At 59.5% G+C, this 17,185-nt stretch carries 16 protein-coding genes and 1 riboswitch; of the genes, 9 read left to right on the top strand and 7 right to left on the bottom strand.

Annotated elements, in window-relative coordinates:
• The first annotated feature begins 43 nt into the window (after positions 1-43).
• Together L7A20_RS07095 and L7A20_RS07090 are read left to right on the top strand one after the other, a co-directional pair.
• On the top strand, positions 44-481 hold the full coding sequence (locus L7A20_RS07095) for a LytTR family DNA-binding domain-containing protein (RefSeq protein WP_237222919.1): 438 nt from the start codon (positions 44-46) through the stop codon (positions 479-481).
• Between the two features lie 17 nt (positions 482-498).
• Positions 499-942, top strand: coding sequence for a DUF3021 domain-containing protein (locus tag L7A20_RS07090; protein ID WP_237222918.1), 444 nt, complete (start codon positions 499-501; stop codon positions 940-942).
• Between the two features lie 70 nt (positions 943-1,012).
• Here the strand turns inward: L7A20_RS07090 and ilvD are convergent, their stop codons facing one another.
• The 3 genes from ilvD to L7A20_RS07075 all read right to left on the bottom strand — a co-directional run bounded on the left by ilvD (position 1,013) and on the right by L7A20_RS07075 (position 3,786).
• Complete coding sequence (ilvD, locus tag L7A20_RS07085) at positions 1,013-2,851, bottom strand: dihydroxy-acid dehydratase (RefSeq protein ID WP_237222917.1); 1,839 nt, start codon at positions 2,849-2,851, stop codon at positions 1,013-1,015.
• 174 nt (positions 2,852-3,025) lie between these two features.
• Positions 3,026-3,535 carry a GNAT family N-acetyltransferase gene (locus L7A20_RS07080; RefSeq protein WP_237222916.1) on the bottom strand — a complete coding sequence of 170 codons (510 nt, stop codon included), beginning with the start codon at positions 3,533-3,535 and terminating at the stop codon, positions 3,026-3,028.
• Positions 3,536-3,543: 8 nt separating this feature from the next.
• Complete coding sequence (locus L7A20_RS07075) at positions 3,544-3,786, bottom strand: hypothetical protein (RefSeq protein ID WP_237222915.1); 243 nt, start codon at positions 3,784-3,786, stop codon at positions 3,544-3,546.
• Between the two features lie 341 nt (positions 3,787-4,127).
• On the opposite strand from L7A20_RS07075, the gene L7A20_RS07070 reads away from it, so the two are divergent.
• The 3 genes from L7A20_RS07070 (at position 4,128) to L7A20_RS07060 (ending at position 8,273) form a co-directional block, all read left to right on the top strand.
• On the top strand, positions 4,128-5,333 hold the full coding sequence (locus tag L7A20_RS07070; protein WP_237209769.1) for a cobalamin-independent methionine synthase II family protein: 1,206 nt from the start codon (positions 4,128-4,130) through the stop codon (positions 5,331-5,333).
• Positions 5,334-5,727: 394 nt separating this feature from the next.
• Positions 5,728-6,462, top strand: a complete 735-nt coding sequence (gene treR, locus L7A20_RS07065; protein WP_237222914.1) for a trehalose operon repressor — start codon at positions 5,728-5,730, stop codon at positions 6,460-6,462.
• A 161-nt stretch (positions 6,463-6,623) separates the two neighbouring features.
• Positions 6,624-8,273, top strand: coding sequence for an alpha,alpha-phosphotrehalase (locus tag L7A20_RS07060; protein ID WP_237222913.1), 1,650 nt, complete (start codon positions 6,624-6,626; stop codon positions 8,271-8,273).
• Here the strand turns inward: L7A20_RS07060 and L7A20_RS07055 are convergent.
• Positions 8,270-8,803 carry a TetR/AcrR family transcriptional regulator gene (locus L7A20_RS07055; RefSeq protein ID WP_237222912.1) on the bottom strand — a complete coding sequence of 178 codons (534 nt, stop codon included), beginning with the start codon at positions 8,801-8,803 and terminating at the stop codon, positions 8,270-8,272. The genes L7A20_RS07060 and L7A20_RS07055 overlap by 4 nt on opposite strands.
• 195 nt (positions 8,804-8,998) lie before the next feature.
• On the opposite strand from L7A20_RS07055, the gene L7A20_RS07050 reads away from it, so the two are divergent.
• A complete protein-coding gene (locus L7A20_RS07050) occupies positions 8,999-10,519 on the top strand; it encodes an MFS transporter (RefSeq protein WP_237222996.1) in 1,521 nt (506 codons plus the stop codon).
• Positions 10,520-10,608: 89 nt separating this feature from the next.
• On the opposite strand, the gene L7A20_RS07045 is transcribed toward L7A20_RS07050, so the two are convergent.
• Together L7A20_RS07045 and L7A20_RS07040 are read right to left on the bottom strand one after the other, a co-directional pair.
• Positions 10,609-11,622 carry a magnesium and cobalt transport protein CorA gene (locus L7A20_RS07045; protein WP_237222911.1) on the bottom strand — a complete coding sequence of 338 codons (1,014 nt, stop codon included), beginning with the start codon at positions 11,620-11,622 and terminating at the stop codon, positions 10,609-10,611.
• Between the two features lie 122 nt (positions 11,623-11,744).
• Complete coding sequence (locus L7A20_RS07040) at positions 11,745-13,040, bottom strand: adenylosuccinate synthase (RefSeq protein WP_135012930.1); 1,296 nt, start codon at positions 13,038-13,040, stop codon at positions 11,745-11,747.
• A gap of 262 nt (positions 13,041-13,302) precedes the next feature.
• On the opposite strand from L7A20_RS07040, the gene L7A20_RS07035 reads away from it, so the two are divergent.
• A complete protein-coding gene (locus L7A20_RS07035; RefSeq protein ID WP_237222910.1) occupies positions 13,303-14,328 on the top strand; it encodes an Ltp family lipoprotein in 1,026 nt (341 codons plus the stop codon).
• Positions 14,329-14,431: 103 nt separating this feature from the next.
• Positions 14,432-14,857: a low molecular weight phosphatase family protein gene (locus tag L7A20_RS07030; protein ID WP_237222909.1), complete on the top strand. Its 426-nt coding sequence runs from the start codon at positions 14,432-14,434 to the stop codon at positions 14,855-14,857.
• A gap of 90 nt (positions 14,858-14,947) precedes the next feature.
• Here the strand turns inward: L7A20_RS07030 and L7A20_RS07025 are convergent, their stop codons facing one another.
• Positions 14,948-15,934: an aldo/keto reductase gene (locus L7A20_RS07025; protein WP_423817432.1), complete on the bottom strand. Its 987-nt coding sequence runs from the start codon at positions 15,932-15,934 to the stop codon at positions 14,948-14,950.
• 113 nt (positions 15,935-16,047) lie between these two features.
• A riboswitch (SAM riboswitch) is annotated at positions 16,048-16,137 on the top strand.
• A gap of 104 nt (positions 16,138-16,241) precedes the next feature.
• Between L7A20_RS07025 and L7A20_RS07020 the strand changes: the two genes are divergently transcribed.
• The gene (locus tag L7A20_RS07020) at positions 16,242-17,153 is read left to right on the top strand and encodes a methylenetetrahydrofolate reductase (protein WP_237222907.1); all 912 of its coding nucleotides are present in this window, start codon (positions 16,242-16,244) and stop codon (positions 17,151-17,153) included.
• Positions 17,154-17,185 lie beyond the last annotated feature (32 nt).

Raw genomic sequence — 17,185 nt, 5'->3', positions numbered from 1 at the left:
CTAGGGATGTCAGCTCTAGTTACCCCCGTTGGAAAGGGAAACCATGAAATTCACGCTTACTCTTGATCGAAAATTTCAAGAAACCCGTGTTGATGTCACGGCCCCGGAACTCACTGCGGAGGTAGAAGAATTACAGAACTATCTAACGAGTACATCCCTAGTTCCCCTTCTGGCCTACACAAAGGGCAGCGCTGTGCCGTTGGAGTTAAAGCAAACTCTCCGGTTCTATACCTCGGATAAAAATGTCTATGCACACACGATTCAGGGTGTATTGAACGTCAAGCTCCGTATGAAAGAGCTCGAAACCAGGTTGCCTACCAGTTTTATCAGAATCAATCAGGGCGAACTCATCAATATTCACTGGGTCGAACGCTTCGACGTTTCGTTCTCCACCACTATCGGCGTAGTACTCAAAGACGGTACCCGATGTTTTGTTTCTAGACGTTCGCTAGCCAGAGTCAAACAGGCCCTCGGCCTTTAGTCCACAGGAGAAAAATAATGATTCGCAAAATCGCTATTGGTGCTCTCATCGGGTTTGCAATTGGTTGCACTATGGAGCTTTTATTTTCAGCTTTCACCGGCAACTCCTATATCCCGGGAGTTACTAGTTACCTCAATCAATTCGATAACCAGAATATCGCTGTGCTCATACAACGCCTTACCTATTCCGGACTTGGCGCTATTCAGTATTGTGCGGCTGACCTTTATAAGAAGGAGAGCTGGTCGCTACCTTTCGCCACTTTGACACATGCCATTATCGTGCTTACCAGTGTCTTACTGGCTGGTGCTTATTTGCATTGGTTTCCGCTGACTCTCTCTGCTTTTATAGGGTTTATGATTGTTGCCGTGCTGATATATGCCCTGGTGTGGGTCGTGTTTCTCTGCATAGCGTTAAGCGAAACCCGCAGAGTTAACGCTGCTTTGGAAAAGGCCCAGGTATAAACACAAGGACGCCCCGCCCCGGCTTACGTAAGCCGGGGCGGGCGTCCTTATCTTGGGTGAAAACCGAGGTTTACTCGGGGACGATGCGCACAGCACCCTTGTCGGCGCTGGTCACCATGGAGGCGTAGGCGCGCAGGGCGCTAGAAACCTGACGCTCACGGGGCTTGGTGGGCTTCCAGGGGGCCGGGCCCTTCTTGGCGCGACGCTCGGCCAGCACCTCGTCGGAGACGTTCACGCGCAGGATGCGGTTATGAACATCGATCTCGATTTCGTCGCCGTGCTCAATCAGACCCACGGCACCGCCGGCAGCAGCCTCGGGAGAAATGTGGCCGATGGAGATACCGGAGGTGCCGCCCGAGAAACGGCCGTCGGTAATCAGGGCGCACTTCTTACCCAGGCCCAGGCCCTTGAGGTAGGAGGTGGGGTAGAGCATTTCCTGCATGCCGGGGCCGCCCTTGGGGCCCTCGTACTGAATGACGACGATGTCGCCTTCTTTCACGTTCTTCGACAGAATCTCGAAGACGGCCTCGTCCTGGGACTCCACCACAAAAGCCTTGCCAACGAAGTGGAAGAGCTCCTCGTCGATACCGGCGCTCTTGATGATGGCCCCGTCCTCGGCGATGTTGCCGTAGAGGACGGCCAGGCCGCCGTCCTTGGTGTAGGCGTGCTCAACGGCGCGGATGCAGCCGTTTTCGGCGTCGGTTTCGTGGCTCTCGTACTTGTTAGCGGTAGAGAAGGCCTGGGTGGTGCGGACGCCGCCGGGGGCAGCCAGGAAGAGCTCCTTGGCGGCGTCGGTGGCGGCGCCGGAGCGGATGTCCCAGTCAGACAGCCACTGTTCCAGGGAGCCGGAGTGTACGGAGTGGACGTCGCGGTTCAGCAGACCGGCGCGATCCAGCTCACCAAGCAGGGCGGGAATACCGCCTGCGCGGTGCACGTGCTCGATGTGGTACTTGGTGGAGTTGGGGGCTACCTTGGCCAGGCAGGGCACCTTGCGGGAGATCGCGTCGATGTCGCGCAGGGTGAAGTCAACGCCGGCTTCGTGGGCAATCGCCAGAATATGCAGAACGGTGTTGGTGGAGCCGCCCATGGCAACGTCCAGGGCCATGGCGTTCTCGAAGGCAGCCTTGGTGGCGATGGAGCGGGGCAGCACACTCTCGTCGTCCTGCTCGTAGTAGCGCTTGGCCAGCTCTACAATCTTGGCGCCAGCTTCGAGGAAAAGCTGCTTGCGGGCGACCTGGGTAGCCAGGGTGGTGCCGTTACCGGGCAGGGCAAGACCGATCGCCTCATTGAGACAGTTCATGGAGTTAGCGGTGAACATACCGGCGCAGGAGCCACAGGTGGGGCAGGCGTTCTTCTCAACCTGGGCCAGGGCGTCGTCGCTGACGCTGTCGTCCACGGCCATGACCATGGCGTCCACCAGGTCAAGGCGGTGCTCAACGACCCCCTCGATGCCTTCACCGGACTCCATCGGCCCACCGGAGACAAAGATGACGGGGATGTTCAGGCGCATAGCTGCCAGGAGCATGCCGGGGGTGATCTTGTCGCAGTTAGAGATGCAGACCAGGGCGTCGGCGCGGTGGGCGTTGACCATGTATTCGACCGAGTCGGCAATCAGGTCGCGGGAGGGCAGGGAGTAGAGCATACCGTCGTGGCCCATAGCGATGCCGTCGTCCACGGCGATGGTGTTGAATTCCTTGGCCACGCCGCCTGCTTCGCGGATAGCACCGGCGACCAGTTCGCCCATGTTCTTCAGGTGCACGTGGCCGGGGACGAACTGGGTGAAGGAGTTGGCGATAGCGATGATGGGCTTGCCGAAGTCGTCGTCGCCCATGCCGGTGGCGCGCCACAGTGCGCGGGCACCTGCCATGTTTCTGCCGTGGGTTGATGTACGCGAGCGCAGTTCTGGCATCGATAGCTCCCAAGAAAGTTTGTGGTTGGAGGTTTGGGTACTAGTCTACGCCTGAGTGCGGGTAGTCCACAGGGTGGGAAGCGGCGTTCTCATATAGTGAAGATAGGGGCGGACGGTTTCTCCCCCACTCCCCTGCCAAGGGGCAGGGACGGCAGGACGGGCGTCCGTGGGACGCTACTCCAGTAAGCCTCGCATAAATCTCAGCGCATATTCCAGAAGCTGGGGGTGGTTATCGTCAACTAGGGTAAATCCAAAGCGCTCAAAGGCCCGTTGAGACTTTGTATTTCTGCGGTCGATAGCGCAGGTCATGATGTCACTGGTGAGGTCTTTAAATTTGGGGTGCTCTTGGGCTGTGATAACGCATTGCTGAATAAGCTGTTGTGCAATTCCCTGGTTTTGGGCGTGGGCGGCCGTAGAGATATAGGTAATGTCGAAGACATCATCATAGGGGCGATATGTAATGAGAGCGGCAGCTGCTATCTGCCCCTCCAAGAAAGCTCCGATAGAGACCTTGTAGGGATCTCGGGCAATTTTCTGGGGCTGAGTTTCCCGGACGAAGCTTTGAACCTTTAGCTCCCATTCCGCGGGGTGTGAAGCGGTGTGGTAGTGCCGCTTGGCAGGGTAGGTGCAGACCCATTGTTGAAGGGCCGGTATATCGCTTGTGCTGAGCTCTCGAAAATACACTTAGGCCCCTAGTTTTTGAGGGCTAATCCTACTGGGGTAGGCTCGAGCTGCTCAAGGGCTCTACGATGCTGAGCCGAAAAAGCCCGGTTCTGCTGGGTTTCGTATTCCGATGCGAGGGTTTTTCGCTCTGTATCCGTTAGGCCGTCGTTCCCGATAGCCGTGGTGTGATGGCGCAGAACTTTTTGCAGGGTTTGACGGGCCGCTCGATGAGTGGGCTGCCAGCGAGTTGCATCTTTAGCGTTTACGGTCATAGTTCTGCTCCTTTCCTTGGTCTTGTTGTTTCGAGTCTAACAAGTAGCTCTTGGGGATGACTAGGGGCGGACGGTCCCGTCTCCGCCCTCTCAAAGGGGACCTTAAAACCTAAAAGGGACCGCATAATATGAGGTCCCTTTTGAGTTTTGCGGTCCCCTTGCGGTGAGGCAGGCGCTCATGACGCGCGTATGACGCGCATCCGTCACCGAAGTTCATTTTTGAAATATGCCGTCTTAGGGCCTGGAGGGCTTGGGCGCTCACCGGGTAGGGGTGTTAGCTGGGTTTATGGCCGCTGACGCAAGCAGCCTCTACAGCCGTAGGACTACCCCAGGAGCAGACCATGCCCATCAATACCGACCGCATTCTGACCACTCACGTTGGTTCCCTGCCGCGCAGCCAGCGCCTGATTGAAGCTAACGCCGCCCGCCGCGATGGCAGCATCGACGAGGCAGATTTCCAGCAGATTCTGACCGAGGAAACCCAGGCAGTGATTGACCGCCAGGTAGACATCGGTATCGACATTGTGAACGACGGCGAGTACGGGCATGCCATGAGTCAGGCGGTAGATTACGGGGCCTGGTGGCACTACTCCTTTGCCCGCACCGGCGGTTTGAAGCTGCTGACCGAGGGCAACCCCGCGAACGAGGTGCACCGCTCTGAGCCGGGCAAGCTCAAGTACACCAGCTTTGCCGACCGCCGCGACTGGACCCGTTTTCAGGACTTCTACACCGCAGAGCTCGACCTGGGTAACGACCCCGACCGCAGTTTCCCTGTTACCGTTGCCCCTCTGACCTACCAGGGTCAGGACGAGGTGGGGCGGGACGTCCGCAACCTCACCGCAGCGACCGAGGGCAAGGGGGCGCACAGCGCTTTTGTGGCGGCACTGTCACCCGGGTCAGCTGCCCGCGTGGGTAACCTCTACTACCCCACCGATAAGGAGCACATCTACGCCTGGGCCGATGTGCTGAAGGAAGAGTACAAGGCCATCACCGATGCCGGCTTCACCCTGCAAATCGACGACCCTTCCGTGGCTGAGGGCTGGGACCAGATTAACCCCGAGCCCAGCGTCAGTGACTACCTTGACTTTATCCAGGTGGCGGTTGATGCCCTCAACTACGCGCTTGAGGACATCCCGACCGAGCAGACCCGCTTTCACCTGTGCTGGGGTTCCTGGCACGGGCCGCACAGCACCGACCTGGAGTTCAAGCACCTGGCCGATACCCTGCTGTCTATTGACGCAGCCGGTTACACCTTTGAGGCCGCTAACGCGCGGCACGCCCACGAGTGGAAGGTCTGGGAGAACCTGGAGCTGCCCGAGGGCAAGTACGTGATTCCCGGTGTTGTCTCGCACTCGACCAACCTGATTGAGCACCCTGAGCTGGTTGCCCAGCGCATCGAGCAGTTTGCTCAGGTGGTGGGCAAGGAGAACGTGGTGGCGTCGACCGACTGCGGTCTGGGCGGACGCCTGCACCCCGACCTGGCTTGGGCCAAGCTGGGGTCGCTGGCCGCAGGCGCCCGCATCGCCAGCGAGCGCCTGTTCAGCTAGTTATCTGGCTAGCCGCCCTACCCAAAGGGGACCGCATAACTTAAAAGAGACCTCGTATTACGCGGTCCCTTTTAAGTTATGCGGTCCCCTTGTTAGGGATTGAGGGAGGCGCAAGGACGCTTGTGGGCCGCTCGCTGCGCCCGTCGGGCGAGTTTCACACCACACTTTTGACAGAAGTGTTTTCAACACCAAGGATTTCCGCAGGTCACGCAGGGGCTACACCGGTTAAAACCTGCACGTAGACAGGCTGACTAACGTGTGACACACATTTACATGTGTGTCTCTCGCAAACACCCCGTGCGAGTCCTAGACTATAGGGAAACACAATCACCGTGTGAAACTCTCACTCCATCTCGCACAATGTGCTCTTGCACCTGTTACTTAGGGGAACCAAATGGGAAAGTTTGAACGCATCTACCACGACCTGGCTCGTGATATTGATGAAGGTAAATACGGCGTCGGCGATCTGCTGCCCAGCGAAAAGAAGCTGACCGAAAAGTACAACGTCTCTCGCGAGACCGCCCGCAAGGCTCTGGCAATTCTGACCGACCGCGGCTACATCCAGCGCATCATGGGCAAGGGCTCCCTGGTCATTGACCACAAGCGCTACTCCATTCCCGTGTCATCACTGGTCAGCTACAAGGAATTTGCTGAGTCAGCCAGTCGCGACACCCAGACTGAACTGGTTGAACTTGAGGACGCCCTGCTGCCGCATGTACCCTTCCAGGCCCTGACGGACGGCTCCGTAGAGCAGGTGCCCGTCACCCACATCATGCGAGTTCGCCACATGGACGGTGCCCCCGCCATCATCGACCATGACTACATCATCAAGAGCGTAGTAGCCGAAATTCCCCGCGAGGTCGCTGAGGACTCCCTCTACCAATACTTCGAGGGCGAGCTGGGTCTGAACATCGTCTCGTCTGCCAAGCAGATCACCATCGAGCAGGCCACCCCCAACGACGCCAAGTACCTGAACCTGCACGCTGGCGAGTACGTTGCGGTAACCACCTCAATCACCGTGCTTGAGGACGGCACCGCCTTCCAGTACACCATCTCCCGCCACCGCGCCGACAAGTTCCGCTACTTGGACTTCGCCCACCGCCGCCAGGAAATTCCGGTTTCTGAATAAAGTTCCAAATCAGCTGTAATACAGACTGAAGAACCTGTTAGACAGGTAAGGTTAAGGAGCGTATCCCGCTTTGGCGGGGTGCGCTTCTTTTCTTTTACCCCAGCCCCCACCCACCGGGCGCACCCGCCCTAGCACCGGCGTCCTACCCTTTGGAGCACACCATGAGCTTTCACGATAAGGTCATCTACCAGGTCTACCCCAAGTCCTTCTACGACTCGAACGGCACCGGCGTAGGCGACCTACGGGGCATTATCGAGAAGGTCCCCTACATTGCTTCCCTGGGGGTGGACATGGTCTGGTTCAACCCCTTCTTTGTCTCACCGCAGAACGATAACGGCTACGACATCGCTAACTACTACGAGGTAGACCGCGAGATGGGCACCATGGCGGACGCCGAAGAGCTGATTGCAGCCCTGGGGCGAGAGGGAATCGGGGTTATGTTCGATATGGTGCTCAACCATGTCTCCACCGAGCACGAGTGGTTCCAGCGGGCTCTAGCCGGCGAGAAGGAGTACCAGGACTTCTTCTACCTGCGCCCCCTACAGGAGGACGGTTCCCTGCCGACCAACTGGGAATCCAAGTTCGGCGGCCCGGCCTGGTCACGGTTTGGCGACACCGACCTCTACTACATGCACCTCTACGACGTGACCCAGGCAGACCTCAACTGGCACAACCCCAGGGTACGCGAAGAGCTCTTCAAGGTGGTCAATTTCTGGAAGGACAAGGGAGTTCGCGGCTTCCGCTTCGATGTGCTCAACGTGATTGGCAAGGCCGAGGACCTGCGGGACGCCGCCCCCGGCGAAAACGACAAGCTCATCTACACCGACACCGAGCGCGTGCACCCCTGGGTGCAGGAGCTGAACCGGGCCACCTTTGGTGATACCGAGGGCACCGTGACCGTGGGCGAGATGTCGTCAACCACCATCGACAGCAGCGTGCGCTACACCAACCCAGCCAATGAAGAGCTAGACATGGTCTTCTCCTTCCACCACCTCAAGGTGGACTATGACGGTGCCGAAAAGTGGTCTGATGTGCCCTTTGATTTCATGGCTCTTAAGGGTCTGCTGACCGACTGGGCGGTAGGTATTCAGGCAGGAGGCGGTTGGCAGGCGTCCTTCTGGAATAACCACGACCAGCCCCGCGCCATCAACCGCTTTGGTGATGTGGAGCGTTACCGAGCCGAGTCCGCCACCATGCTGGCTGCCGCCGTGCACCTGACCCGCGGCACCCCCTACATCTATCAGGGTGAAGAGATCGGCATGGTTGATCCGGTCTATTCGTCCATGGATGACTACGTGGACGTTGAATCCCACAACGCCTTTGCCATTCTGCAGGAGCGGGGCGTGAGCGAGGCCGAGGCCTTCCGCATTGTCACCAAGAAGTCCCGCGACAACTCCCGTACCCCCATGCAGTGGGACGCATCTGAGTTCGCCGGCTTCTCTCAGGTGAAGCCCTGGCTGATGCCCACCTCGCAGGCCGACATTAACGTGGAGCGCGAAGAGGCTGAGGGCACCATTTTGCCCTTCTACCGGGAGCTGGTGCGCCTGCGCCATACGATGCCTCTGATTGCTGAGGGCTCCTACGAGCCCTTTGCCCGCGAGCACGAGAGCGTCTACGGGTTTGTACGAGAGCATGAGGGTCAGCGCCTGCTGGTGCTCTGCAACTTCTACGGTAAGGACGCCGCCGTGCCGCTGCCTGCCGAGTTCGCGGCGGGGTCTGTGCTTCTGTGTAATTACAAGAATGAGCCTGGGCTGGGAACCAGCGAGCTGGTCTTGCGGCCCTACGAGACGGTAGCTGTACTGGCTAGCTAGCGCCCCTTGAGCTGCTCCACCACCTCAAGCAGGGCGTCCATATTGCCGCTGAGAGCAAGGTTGGGGCGGGACTCACTACTGGCGACCGCCGCGTTGTAGTAGAGCCCGTCCCCCATCAGCAAGATAGCGCGAGCCGCAGCATCCGAGGGAGTCTCAGCCCGAATCATCTCAAACCAGCGCCCCTGAATCCTGTCATAGACCTCGGCAACCTTCTCGGCGGCGTCCTGGCGCAGGCGCGAAGCGGCCACAAAAACCCGGTCAAAGGGGGTGTCCTGGTAGACCGAGGTGCGCACATAGTAGGCACAGGCCCCAGCGGGGTCGCCCGCCATAGCCTTAAAGTCCTGCTCAGCGAGCGCCCATGCCCGCCCCAAAAGCCCGTCAATCAGCGCGGTCTTATCGGGGAAGTGATAGAGCAGCCCTCCCTTGGACACCCCGGCACGGGCGGCAATAGCGTTCAAGGACGCCGCCCGCTCCCCCTCTTCGATGAGTAGGGCTTCGTAGGCGTCAAGGATTTTTTCGCGAGAACTCATGTGCCCCACCCTACCGCCTCCCCACTTGAAAACAAAACCGTCCAGACGGTACAGTAACAAGTGTGCTCCCCACCGAGCACCCCGCTACCGATGAGCGGCCAAGCGTACCCCGGCGTCCTGCCCGGTACCGCGCCCGCACCAACCCCAGGTAGCCATCCTCACGAAAGAGCAGACATGCACCCCGCAACCGGCCAGATGAGAGCCGTCACCACTGAAGAATCCTCAATCACACCCTACCCCCGTCGCTGGGCGGCCCTGGCTGTGCTCATGCTGCCGGTGCTGCTGGTCTCGGTCGATAACACCGTGCTCTCTTTCGCCCTGCCCGAGATTTCAGCCCAGCTCTCCCCCAGCGGCACCCAGCTACTCTGGATCAACGATGTCTACCCGCTGATTCTCTCGGGTCTACTCATTCCCGCAGGCAGCATGGGTGACCGCTTCGGCCGCCGCACCATGCTGCTACTGGGCGGCTTCGGCTTTACCGTTATTTCAGCTGCCGCCGCCTTCGCCCCCACCGCCGCCTGGCTCATTGCCGCCCGCGCCGGTATGGGTATCTTCGGGGCTATGCTCATGCCCGCGACTCTCTCCATCATTCGCAATATGTTCGCCGACGCCACCGAACGTCGTACCGCCATCGCCATCTGGGCCTCAGGCTTCGCAGGTGGCGCAGCCCTGGGACCTGTCGTCGGTGGGTTCCTGCTGGAGCACTTCTACTGGGGCTCGGTCTTCCTCATGGCAGTGCCCGTCCTGCTGCCCATGCTCCTGCTGGGCTTCTGGCTGATTCCTAACTCCAAGGACCCGGCCCCCGGCGCCATCGACTTCGTCAGCATCGCCCTGATCATGGCGACCATGACCCCCTTCGTCTACGCCATCAAGCACTTTGCCCACGACGGCTTCGACCTGCTCACCGTCGCCCTGCTGCTGGTTGCAACCATCTGCGGTCTTGTCTTCACCCGCCGCCAGCTGGCCCGCACCAACCCCATGCTGGACGTCCGTCTCTTCACCAACAAGCAGTTCACCGGTGCGGTACTGACCAACCTCATGGCGATTTTCTCACTGGTTGGCTTCCTCTACTTCGTCTCCCAGCACCTGCAGCTGGTCAGCGGCCATTCCCCCTTCAGCGCCGCCCTCCTGCTGCTGCCCGGCCTGGTGCTAACCGTCATTGCGGGCCTGGTCGTGGTCTACCTGGTCAAAATCATCAAGCCCTGGATCGTGATTGCTGGTTCCCTACTTATGAACGCAGCCGCCTTCACCCTGGTCTTCCTCACCGCCGATTCCGGCTCGGATACCGGCATTCTGGTCGCCTTCGCCCTGCTCGGTGTAGGCATTGGCTTCGCTGAGACCCTGACCAACGACATCATCCTGGCCGCTGTTCCCCCGCATAAGGCGGGTGCGGCGTCCGCTATCTCGGAGACCGCCTACGAGACCGGCTCGGTCATGGGTACCGCGATTCTGGGGTCAATCCTGAACGCAGCCTACGTTGCCCACCTGGTGGTACCCGAGGGGGTTAGTGCTGCGGACGCGGACGCCGCCCGCGAAACCCTAGGTGGGGCAGCTGAGGTGGCTGAGAACATCGGCGGAGAGACCGGTGCCGCCCTGCTGGCCTCAGCCCAGCACGCCTTCGACTCGGGCGTGGTCTACACCTCGGCTATCGGCGTGGTGCTCATGCTTCTCTGCGCTGTGATGGTGGTGCGCACCCTGCGCGGGGTAAAGATGTAGAAGGGGACCGGAAAACTTAAAGAGGACCGCAAAATATGCGGTCCTCTTTAAGTTTTGCGGTCCCCTTGTAGGAATAGGCCAGCAGACCGCTAAAGCCATTCTTTCTTCTTAAAGACCACCCACAGCCCAAAGGACACCACAACCATCAGCAGCAGGGACGCCGGGTAGCCGAAGGTCCAGTGCAGCTCGGGCATAATGTCAAAGTTCATGCCATAAATCGAGCCGATGATTGTGGGGGCCACCAGAATCGCAGCCCAGGCTGAAATGCGCTTCATGTCGTCGTTCTGCCGCTCAGCTACGATCGTTGAGTTCACCGCCAAGGCGTTCTCTAGCGAAGACCGCAGGTCGTCCACCCGGTCTACCACACTGATGACGTGGTCCTTCACATCGCGGAAGTAGCGGAGCAGCTCAAGCTGGTGCTCATCGCCGGTCTCAGCCTGAATACGAATACGCCCCATGAGTAGGTCCAGCATCTGCCCCACCGGCTTGACCGCGCGTTTGAAGTCACTGACCTCGTTCAGCAGACTGTAGATGCGCTGGGAGATTTCGCTAGCCTCAGAGTTGTCGGAGAAAAGGGCGTCCTCAATTTCGTCGCCGTCGTTTTCTAGCCCCTCGATGACGGGGAAGTAGCCGTCCACCAGCATATCGAGCACCCGGTGCAGGAAGACGAGAGGGCCGGCCTGTCGTGTGGCACCGCCTGTAGCGCTGGTGAAGACCGTATCCATAGTCTGGCGGGTGGTAGCGTCTGACCGTAAGGCATCTTTGACCAGCCAAATCGCGAAATTCTGCCCTACGAACATGTGGGTTTCGCCGAAACGAATCTCTTCGATGTCGTCGAGATAAATCGCAGGGCGGAGCACTAGGTAGTAGGTGTCGCCGTACCGTTCGAGCTTAGCGCGCTGATGGCCCTGCTCGGAGTCTTCGACGGCAAGGGGGTGCAGGTCGAAGAGGCCGGTGAGGGTGGTGAGATCATCGCGGGAGGGGTCAACCAGGCCGATATAAGCGCAATCGGTGCCGGGCGTGAAGGCCCGGGCAAGGTCGGCGAGGGAGTCGTAGCCGGTGACGGCCCCGGTGGTGTGGTTGAGTGTGTTGAGTAAGGGCATGGTGTCTATCGTAGTCCTTCTACAAAAAGACCATTTAAATCAGAAAAACCCACCTAGTTGGTGGGTTTTTCTGATTTAGATGGTACCTACCCGGTGCAGGGGAAGGGGCGCGGACGTCCGCCCTACTTCTCGTCCTCGATCAGGTCGCGCACGACGATGGTCTGCTCGCGGCCGGGGCCAACGCCAATTGCCGAGATACGGCAGCCGGAGATTTCTTCCAGCTTCTCAAGGTACTTACGGGCGTTCTCGGGCAGCTCGTCGAGGGTTTTAGCCTCGGTGATGTCTTCGGTCCAGCCGTCGAAGTACTCGTAGATGGGCTTGGCGTGGTGGAAGTCCGACTGGGTCATGGGCATCTCGTCGTGGCGAACACCGTCTACATCGTAGGCGACGCAGACAGGAATCTTCTCAAGCCCGGTGAGCACGTCCAGCTTAGTGATGAAGAGGTCGGTGAAGCCATTGATGCGCACAGCCTGGCGGGCCAGGACCGCGTCGTACCAGCCGCAGCGGCGAGGGCGGCCGGTGTTCACGCCGAACTCGCCACCGGTGGTGCGCAGGAATTCGCCCATGTCGTCGAAGAGTTCGGTGGGGAAGGGGCCGGCGCCCACGCGGGTGGTGTAGGCCTTCTGAATACCGATGACGCGGGAGATGCGGGTGGGGCCAACGCCGGAACCAACGGAGGCGCCGCCTGCGGTGGGGTTAGATGAGGTGACGAAGGGGTAGGTGCCGTGGTCTACGTCGAGGAAGGTGGCCTGGCCGCCTTCCATGAGCAGGGTCTTGCCCTCGTCCAGGGCCTTGTTGAGCAGCTGGGTTGATTCAACAATCATGGGTGCCAGGCGGTCGGCGAAGCTCATGAAGTACTCAACGATTTCTTCGACCTCTACGTGGCGGCGGTTGTAGACCTTGACCAGCAGTTCGTTCTTCTGACGCAGGGCGCCTTCAACTTTCTGGCGCAGGATGGACTCGTCGAGGATATCCTGCACGCGAATACCCAGACGGCCAACCTTATCCATATAGGTAGGGCCGATACCGCGGCCGGTGGTACCAATGGCGCGCTTACCCAGGAAGCGTTCAGTGACCTTGTCCATGGTCTGGTGGTAGGGCGCTACCAGGTGGGCGTTAGCTGAAATCTTGAGCTTGGAGGTGTCTGCCCCACGGGCTTCAAGGCCGTCAATTTCTTCGAAGAGGGCCTCGGGGTTGACGACCACGCCGTTGCCGATAACGGGTACAGCGTTTTCTGAGAGGATGCCGGCGGGAAGGAGCTTGAGCTCGAACTTCTGGCCGTTGACGACGACGGTGTGGCCTGCGTTGTTACCGCCGTTGGGCTTGACGACGTAGTCGACGCGGCCGCCGAGCAGGTCGGTTGCCTTGCCCTTACCTTCGTCGCCCCACTGGGCGCCTACAATCACAATTGCTGGCATAAGTCTTACTCCTGAATAGGGTGGTCACCTGCCGGGTTTCACGGCGGTGGGGTGGGGCTGCGCGGCCTGTGCAGACGGCGCGGACGCAGGGCACACCATTCTTAAGGATAGCAAGGGTGGTTTGTCTTTGGGTGGGTGTTCCAGGTTTTGCGCTACTAGCGGTAGAAGGTGGGCGGACGCCGGTGGCAGGTTCCCGGGAATCACCGAGAAATAATCCGACATGTGGCCAGCAGGCACCGGGATTGTCTTTAAACTGGTAGGTATGAGCGAAAACCCATACACACCCAACACTCCGTCTTCTCAGCCCGATCAGCCCGAAGCGCCAGCATCGTCTGCCGGGGCTTATGCCGCACCGGGCCAGTACCCCTATCAGGACCCCTACGCCGCACCTCAGCAACCTAACGGAAAAAAGCCTAAGAATGTGGTTGGTCTGGTGGCTCTGGGCCTGGGCGTTCTCGGCTTTATTTTGGCTTGCATTCCCGCCGTTGCCGTCCTTGGCTGGCTCTTGCTGTTTGCAGCTTTTGTGACCGGCATTGTTGGACTTTTCCAGAAGAACAAGGAAAAGGTCACCTCGATTATCGCCATCGTGCTCTCAGTTATCGGGTCAGTGATTTCAGGTATCGTCCTGTTTTTCTTTGCCCTCAATACTATTGCTAACGACCCCGAGCTCCAGCAGAGCCTGCAGGAGCTTGAGTCAGCGGTAGCTAGCCCGTCGGCAACTGCATCTGCTCCGGTAAGTTCTGCTACTCCGGCCGTCACTACCCCTGCCCCTGCTACTTCTAACGCACCGTCTGCCGAAGCCTCCCAGCAGACCACCTCTGCTGCCGGGGATATCCCCCGCGATTACACGAGCGCTCTTGCCGAGGCCCGTGACTATCTAGAGTTCAGCAGTTTCTCCTACACTGGCCTCTACGATCAGCTCACCAGCGAGTACGGCGGCCAGTATTCACCTGAAGCAGCCCAGTACGCTATGGATAACCTGAGCGATGTTGACTGGAACGCTGAAGCTCTTGAAGCCGCTGAAGACTACATCGAATTTTCTGATTTCTCTTACGCAGGTCTCTACGATCAGCTGACCAGCGAGTACGGTAGCCAGTTCACCCCCGAACAGGCCCAGTACGCGGTTGACAATGTCAATGCTGACTGGAACCAGGAAGCTCTCGATGCCGCTCGTAGCTACCTAGAAATCTCTGAGATGAGCGATGCTCGCCTCTTCGATCAGCTGACCAGTGAGTACGGTAGCCAGTTCACCCCTGAACAGGCCCAGTACGCCATCGACAATCTTTAAAACTGGAAAAATATCAAAGCCCGCCCTGTACCCTTTCTCTGAGATGGGGTCGGGGCGGGCTTTTGTGTAGGTAGAAGTTCTTGATGAACCCTATGATGGAGCTATGACTTCTATCCCCCACGTTCTTTTTATCTGCCAGTCCAATAAAGGCAAGTCTCAGATGGCTGAGGCCCTGATGAACCTCCATGCGCAAGGACGCGTGCGGGCGACGTCCGCGGGTACCAAGGCTGCGGTGGGCAGCGCGGTCAACGCTGAATCTGCCGCTTCGCTCGCTGAGATCGGTGCAGATATGAGCAAGGGTACGCCCAAGTTTGCCAGCGCCGACGACCTGGCTGCTGCTGACCGTATCGTCATTCTGGGTGGGGCTGCCCAGCTTGAGACGACGGACGAGGAAGTCTTGGCTAAGACCGAACGCTGGAATACCGTTGAGCCCTCCCACGATGGAGTTGAGGGGGCTGAGCGCATGAACCTGATCCGGGACGACATCGACGCCCGCGTCCGTGCCCTGCTGGCTGAGCTCACCCCCTAGTTAGGCATACAACGGCGCCCCATCTTTCTTTCCACGCACCGGAGTGCTGCGGGAAAGAGGGAAGGAGCGTCGTTTGCTGTATGGGGTGGGTTAGAAGAGCGCCACCTTCGGCGGTGCCGGGAAAATCTCGTCGAGCAGGGCGAGCTCGTCCGCGTCGAACCGGCGGACGATAGCCGCCGCGTTGGCGCGCACCTGCTCTTCGGTGGTAGCCCCGGCGATCACAGAGGCAACCGGCTCCTGCTGAGCCAGCCACGAGAAGGCAACCTGAACCTCGGTCAGGCCGCGCTCAGCAGCGAAGGCTGAGAAGGCTTCGAGCTGGTCCCAGTTAGCGCCGTCCAAGATGTCGGGTTTGATGCGGGTCAGACGGCCGTCCGCCGGGGCAAAAGAGCGCGAATATTTGCCCGTCAGCAGCCCGTTAGCCAGGGGGAAGTAGGGCAGCACACCCAACCCGAATTCGCGAGAGGCGGGCAGCACCTCAAGCTCAGCGCGGCGGTCAAGCAGGTTGTAGTGGTTCTCAGCCGCAACGTAGCGGTACCCCAGGGCCCGGCCCAGGTGCTCAGCATGGGCGATCTGCCAACCGGTATGGTTGGACGACCCGATGTAACGCACCTTGCCCTGCTCAATCAGGGTGCCCAGAGCTGAGAGGGTTTCTTCGATAGGGGTTGCCGGGTCGGGGGTGTGGTGGAAGTAGAGGTCGATGTAGTCGGTGCCCAGGCGGCTCAGGGACGCCTCAACCGCCCGCATAATGTACCGGCGGGAGCCGCGCACCCCGTGGTCGGTGCCGTTGGCCCCACCCATGTCCATGCCGAATTTAGAGACAATCACAATCTCGTCGCGGTCAATCCCGGTCTCCCGCAGAGCCTTCCCAAACATGGTTTCAGAAACCCCCGGTGCAGACCCGTAAATATCGGCCACATCAAAGAGGGTGATTCCGGCTTCAACGGCAGCGGTGAGGACGGCGTTGGTTCCGCTTTGCGTTTCGGTGGCGGTTGTGGCACGGCCCAGGTTGTTACAGCCCAGGCCCACGTTCGAGACGGTCAACCCGCTTTTTCCTAGTTGGCGATACTCAATACTCATACCCGTCATATTACTGTCATGTGTCTCAACACACCCGACACAGAGTCAAAAAGGTACATAGAGCGGCGGTTTCTTGCCAGCGCCCTACCTGCGCTTTTAGTGTAGAACCATCAAATCTATCCAGAGCGACCGAGAGACCTAGCTCAACGACGTCGCAGCAACCACCCTGACGGGAAAGGTGCTCCTGCTAGGACCGATAGAGTGCATCACCAGCGGTCCACCCACCGCCCTGTGTGGCGCCCTCCCGCCACCAGTGGGAGCGGCCACTGCATTCTTTCGGGTCTACCCAACGACCTGTAAGGAAACCATGAGTACCCATATACCGGCGCTCTCTTATGAACTCTTCCCACCGCGAAGTTCCGCCAGCTGTGAGAGTCTACTGACGACTATCGACCAGCTGGCTCCCACTAACCCCGACTATGTCTCGGTGACCTACTCCGGTGATCGGGCTCGTAAGCAGAAAACCCTGGCTCTGTTAGACCATCTGGTACACGAAACCCGGCTTACTCCCCTGGCCCACCTCACCTGTGTGGGGCACAGCGCTGAGGAGCTGGAAGCCGCTGTGCGTCGCATACTGGCAATCGGCGTCCGCGGATTTTTAGCCCTGCGCGGCGACCTGCCAGCGGGCAGCAGCCAGGCCCCTGACATCCCTTTTGCCCGTTCCCTGGTTGATCTCATTCGACGGGTGGAGACCCAGGATTTTGCCCATCTTGCGGCAGGACGCGTGGCGGTGGGGGTAGCTGCCTACCCCTCCCGGCACCCGGAGTCCAGCTCAGAATTACAAGATATTGAAATTCTGCTCTCCAAGGAGCGGGCGGGGGCTGATTTCGCTATCACCCAGGTTTTCTTTGAGGCGACCCTCTACGAATCCCTGGTGCAGCGGGCCCGAACCGCGGGGGTGACCCTGCCCCTGATTCCGGGCATCATGCCGGTCACCAGCCTGCGCAGGCTCACCACGCTCTGTTCACTAGCGGGCCTACCCGTACCCCAGAAGCTGGCCTATGACCTAGAAACAGCAGGCAGTGACGCTGAACGTCACCGCATCGGGGTGGAGTTCGCCGTCCGCCTGCTTCAAGAATCCCTCGACGCCGGTGCCCCCGGCATCCACTTCTACACCTTCAACGAACACGCAGCGGTACTGGACGTTCTTGAGCAGGTTAACCTGCCCCGCTACAACAGCCGCTTTGAAAACCCCTTAGCCGAACTGATCTACGCCTAAAAATATCGGCCTCAAGACTTCACAGAAAGACA

The sequence above is a fragment of the Rothia nasimurium genome (genome assembly GCF_928381415.1).
In the GTDB taxonomy this organism is placed as follows: Bacteria; Actinomycetota; Actinomycetes; order Actinomycetales; family Micrococcaceae; genus Rothia; species Rothia nasimurium_H.
The sequence above is the reverse complement of the archived record's forward strand: the minus strand, read 5'-3'. Positions and strand labels throughout refer to the sequence as shown.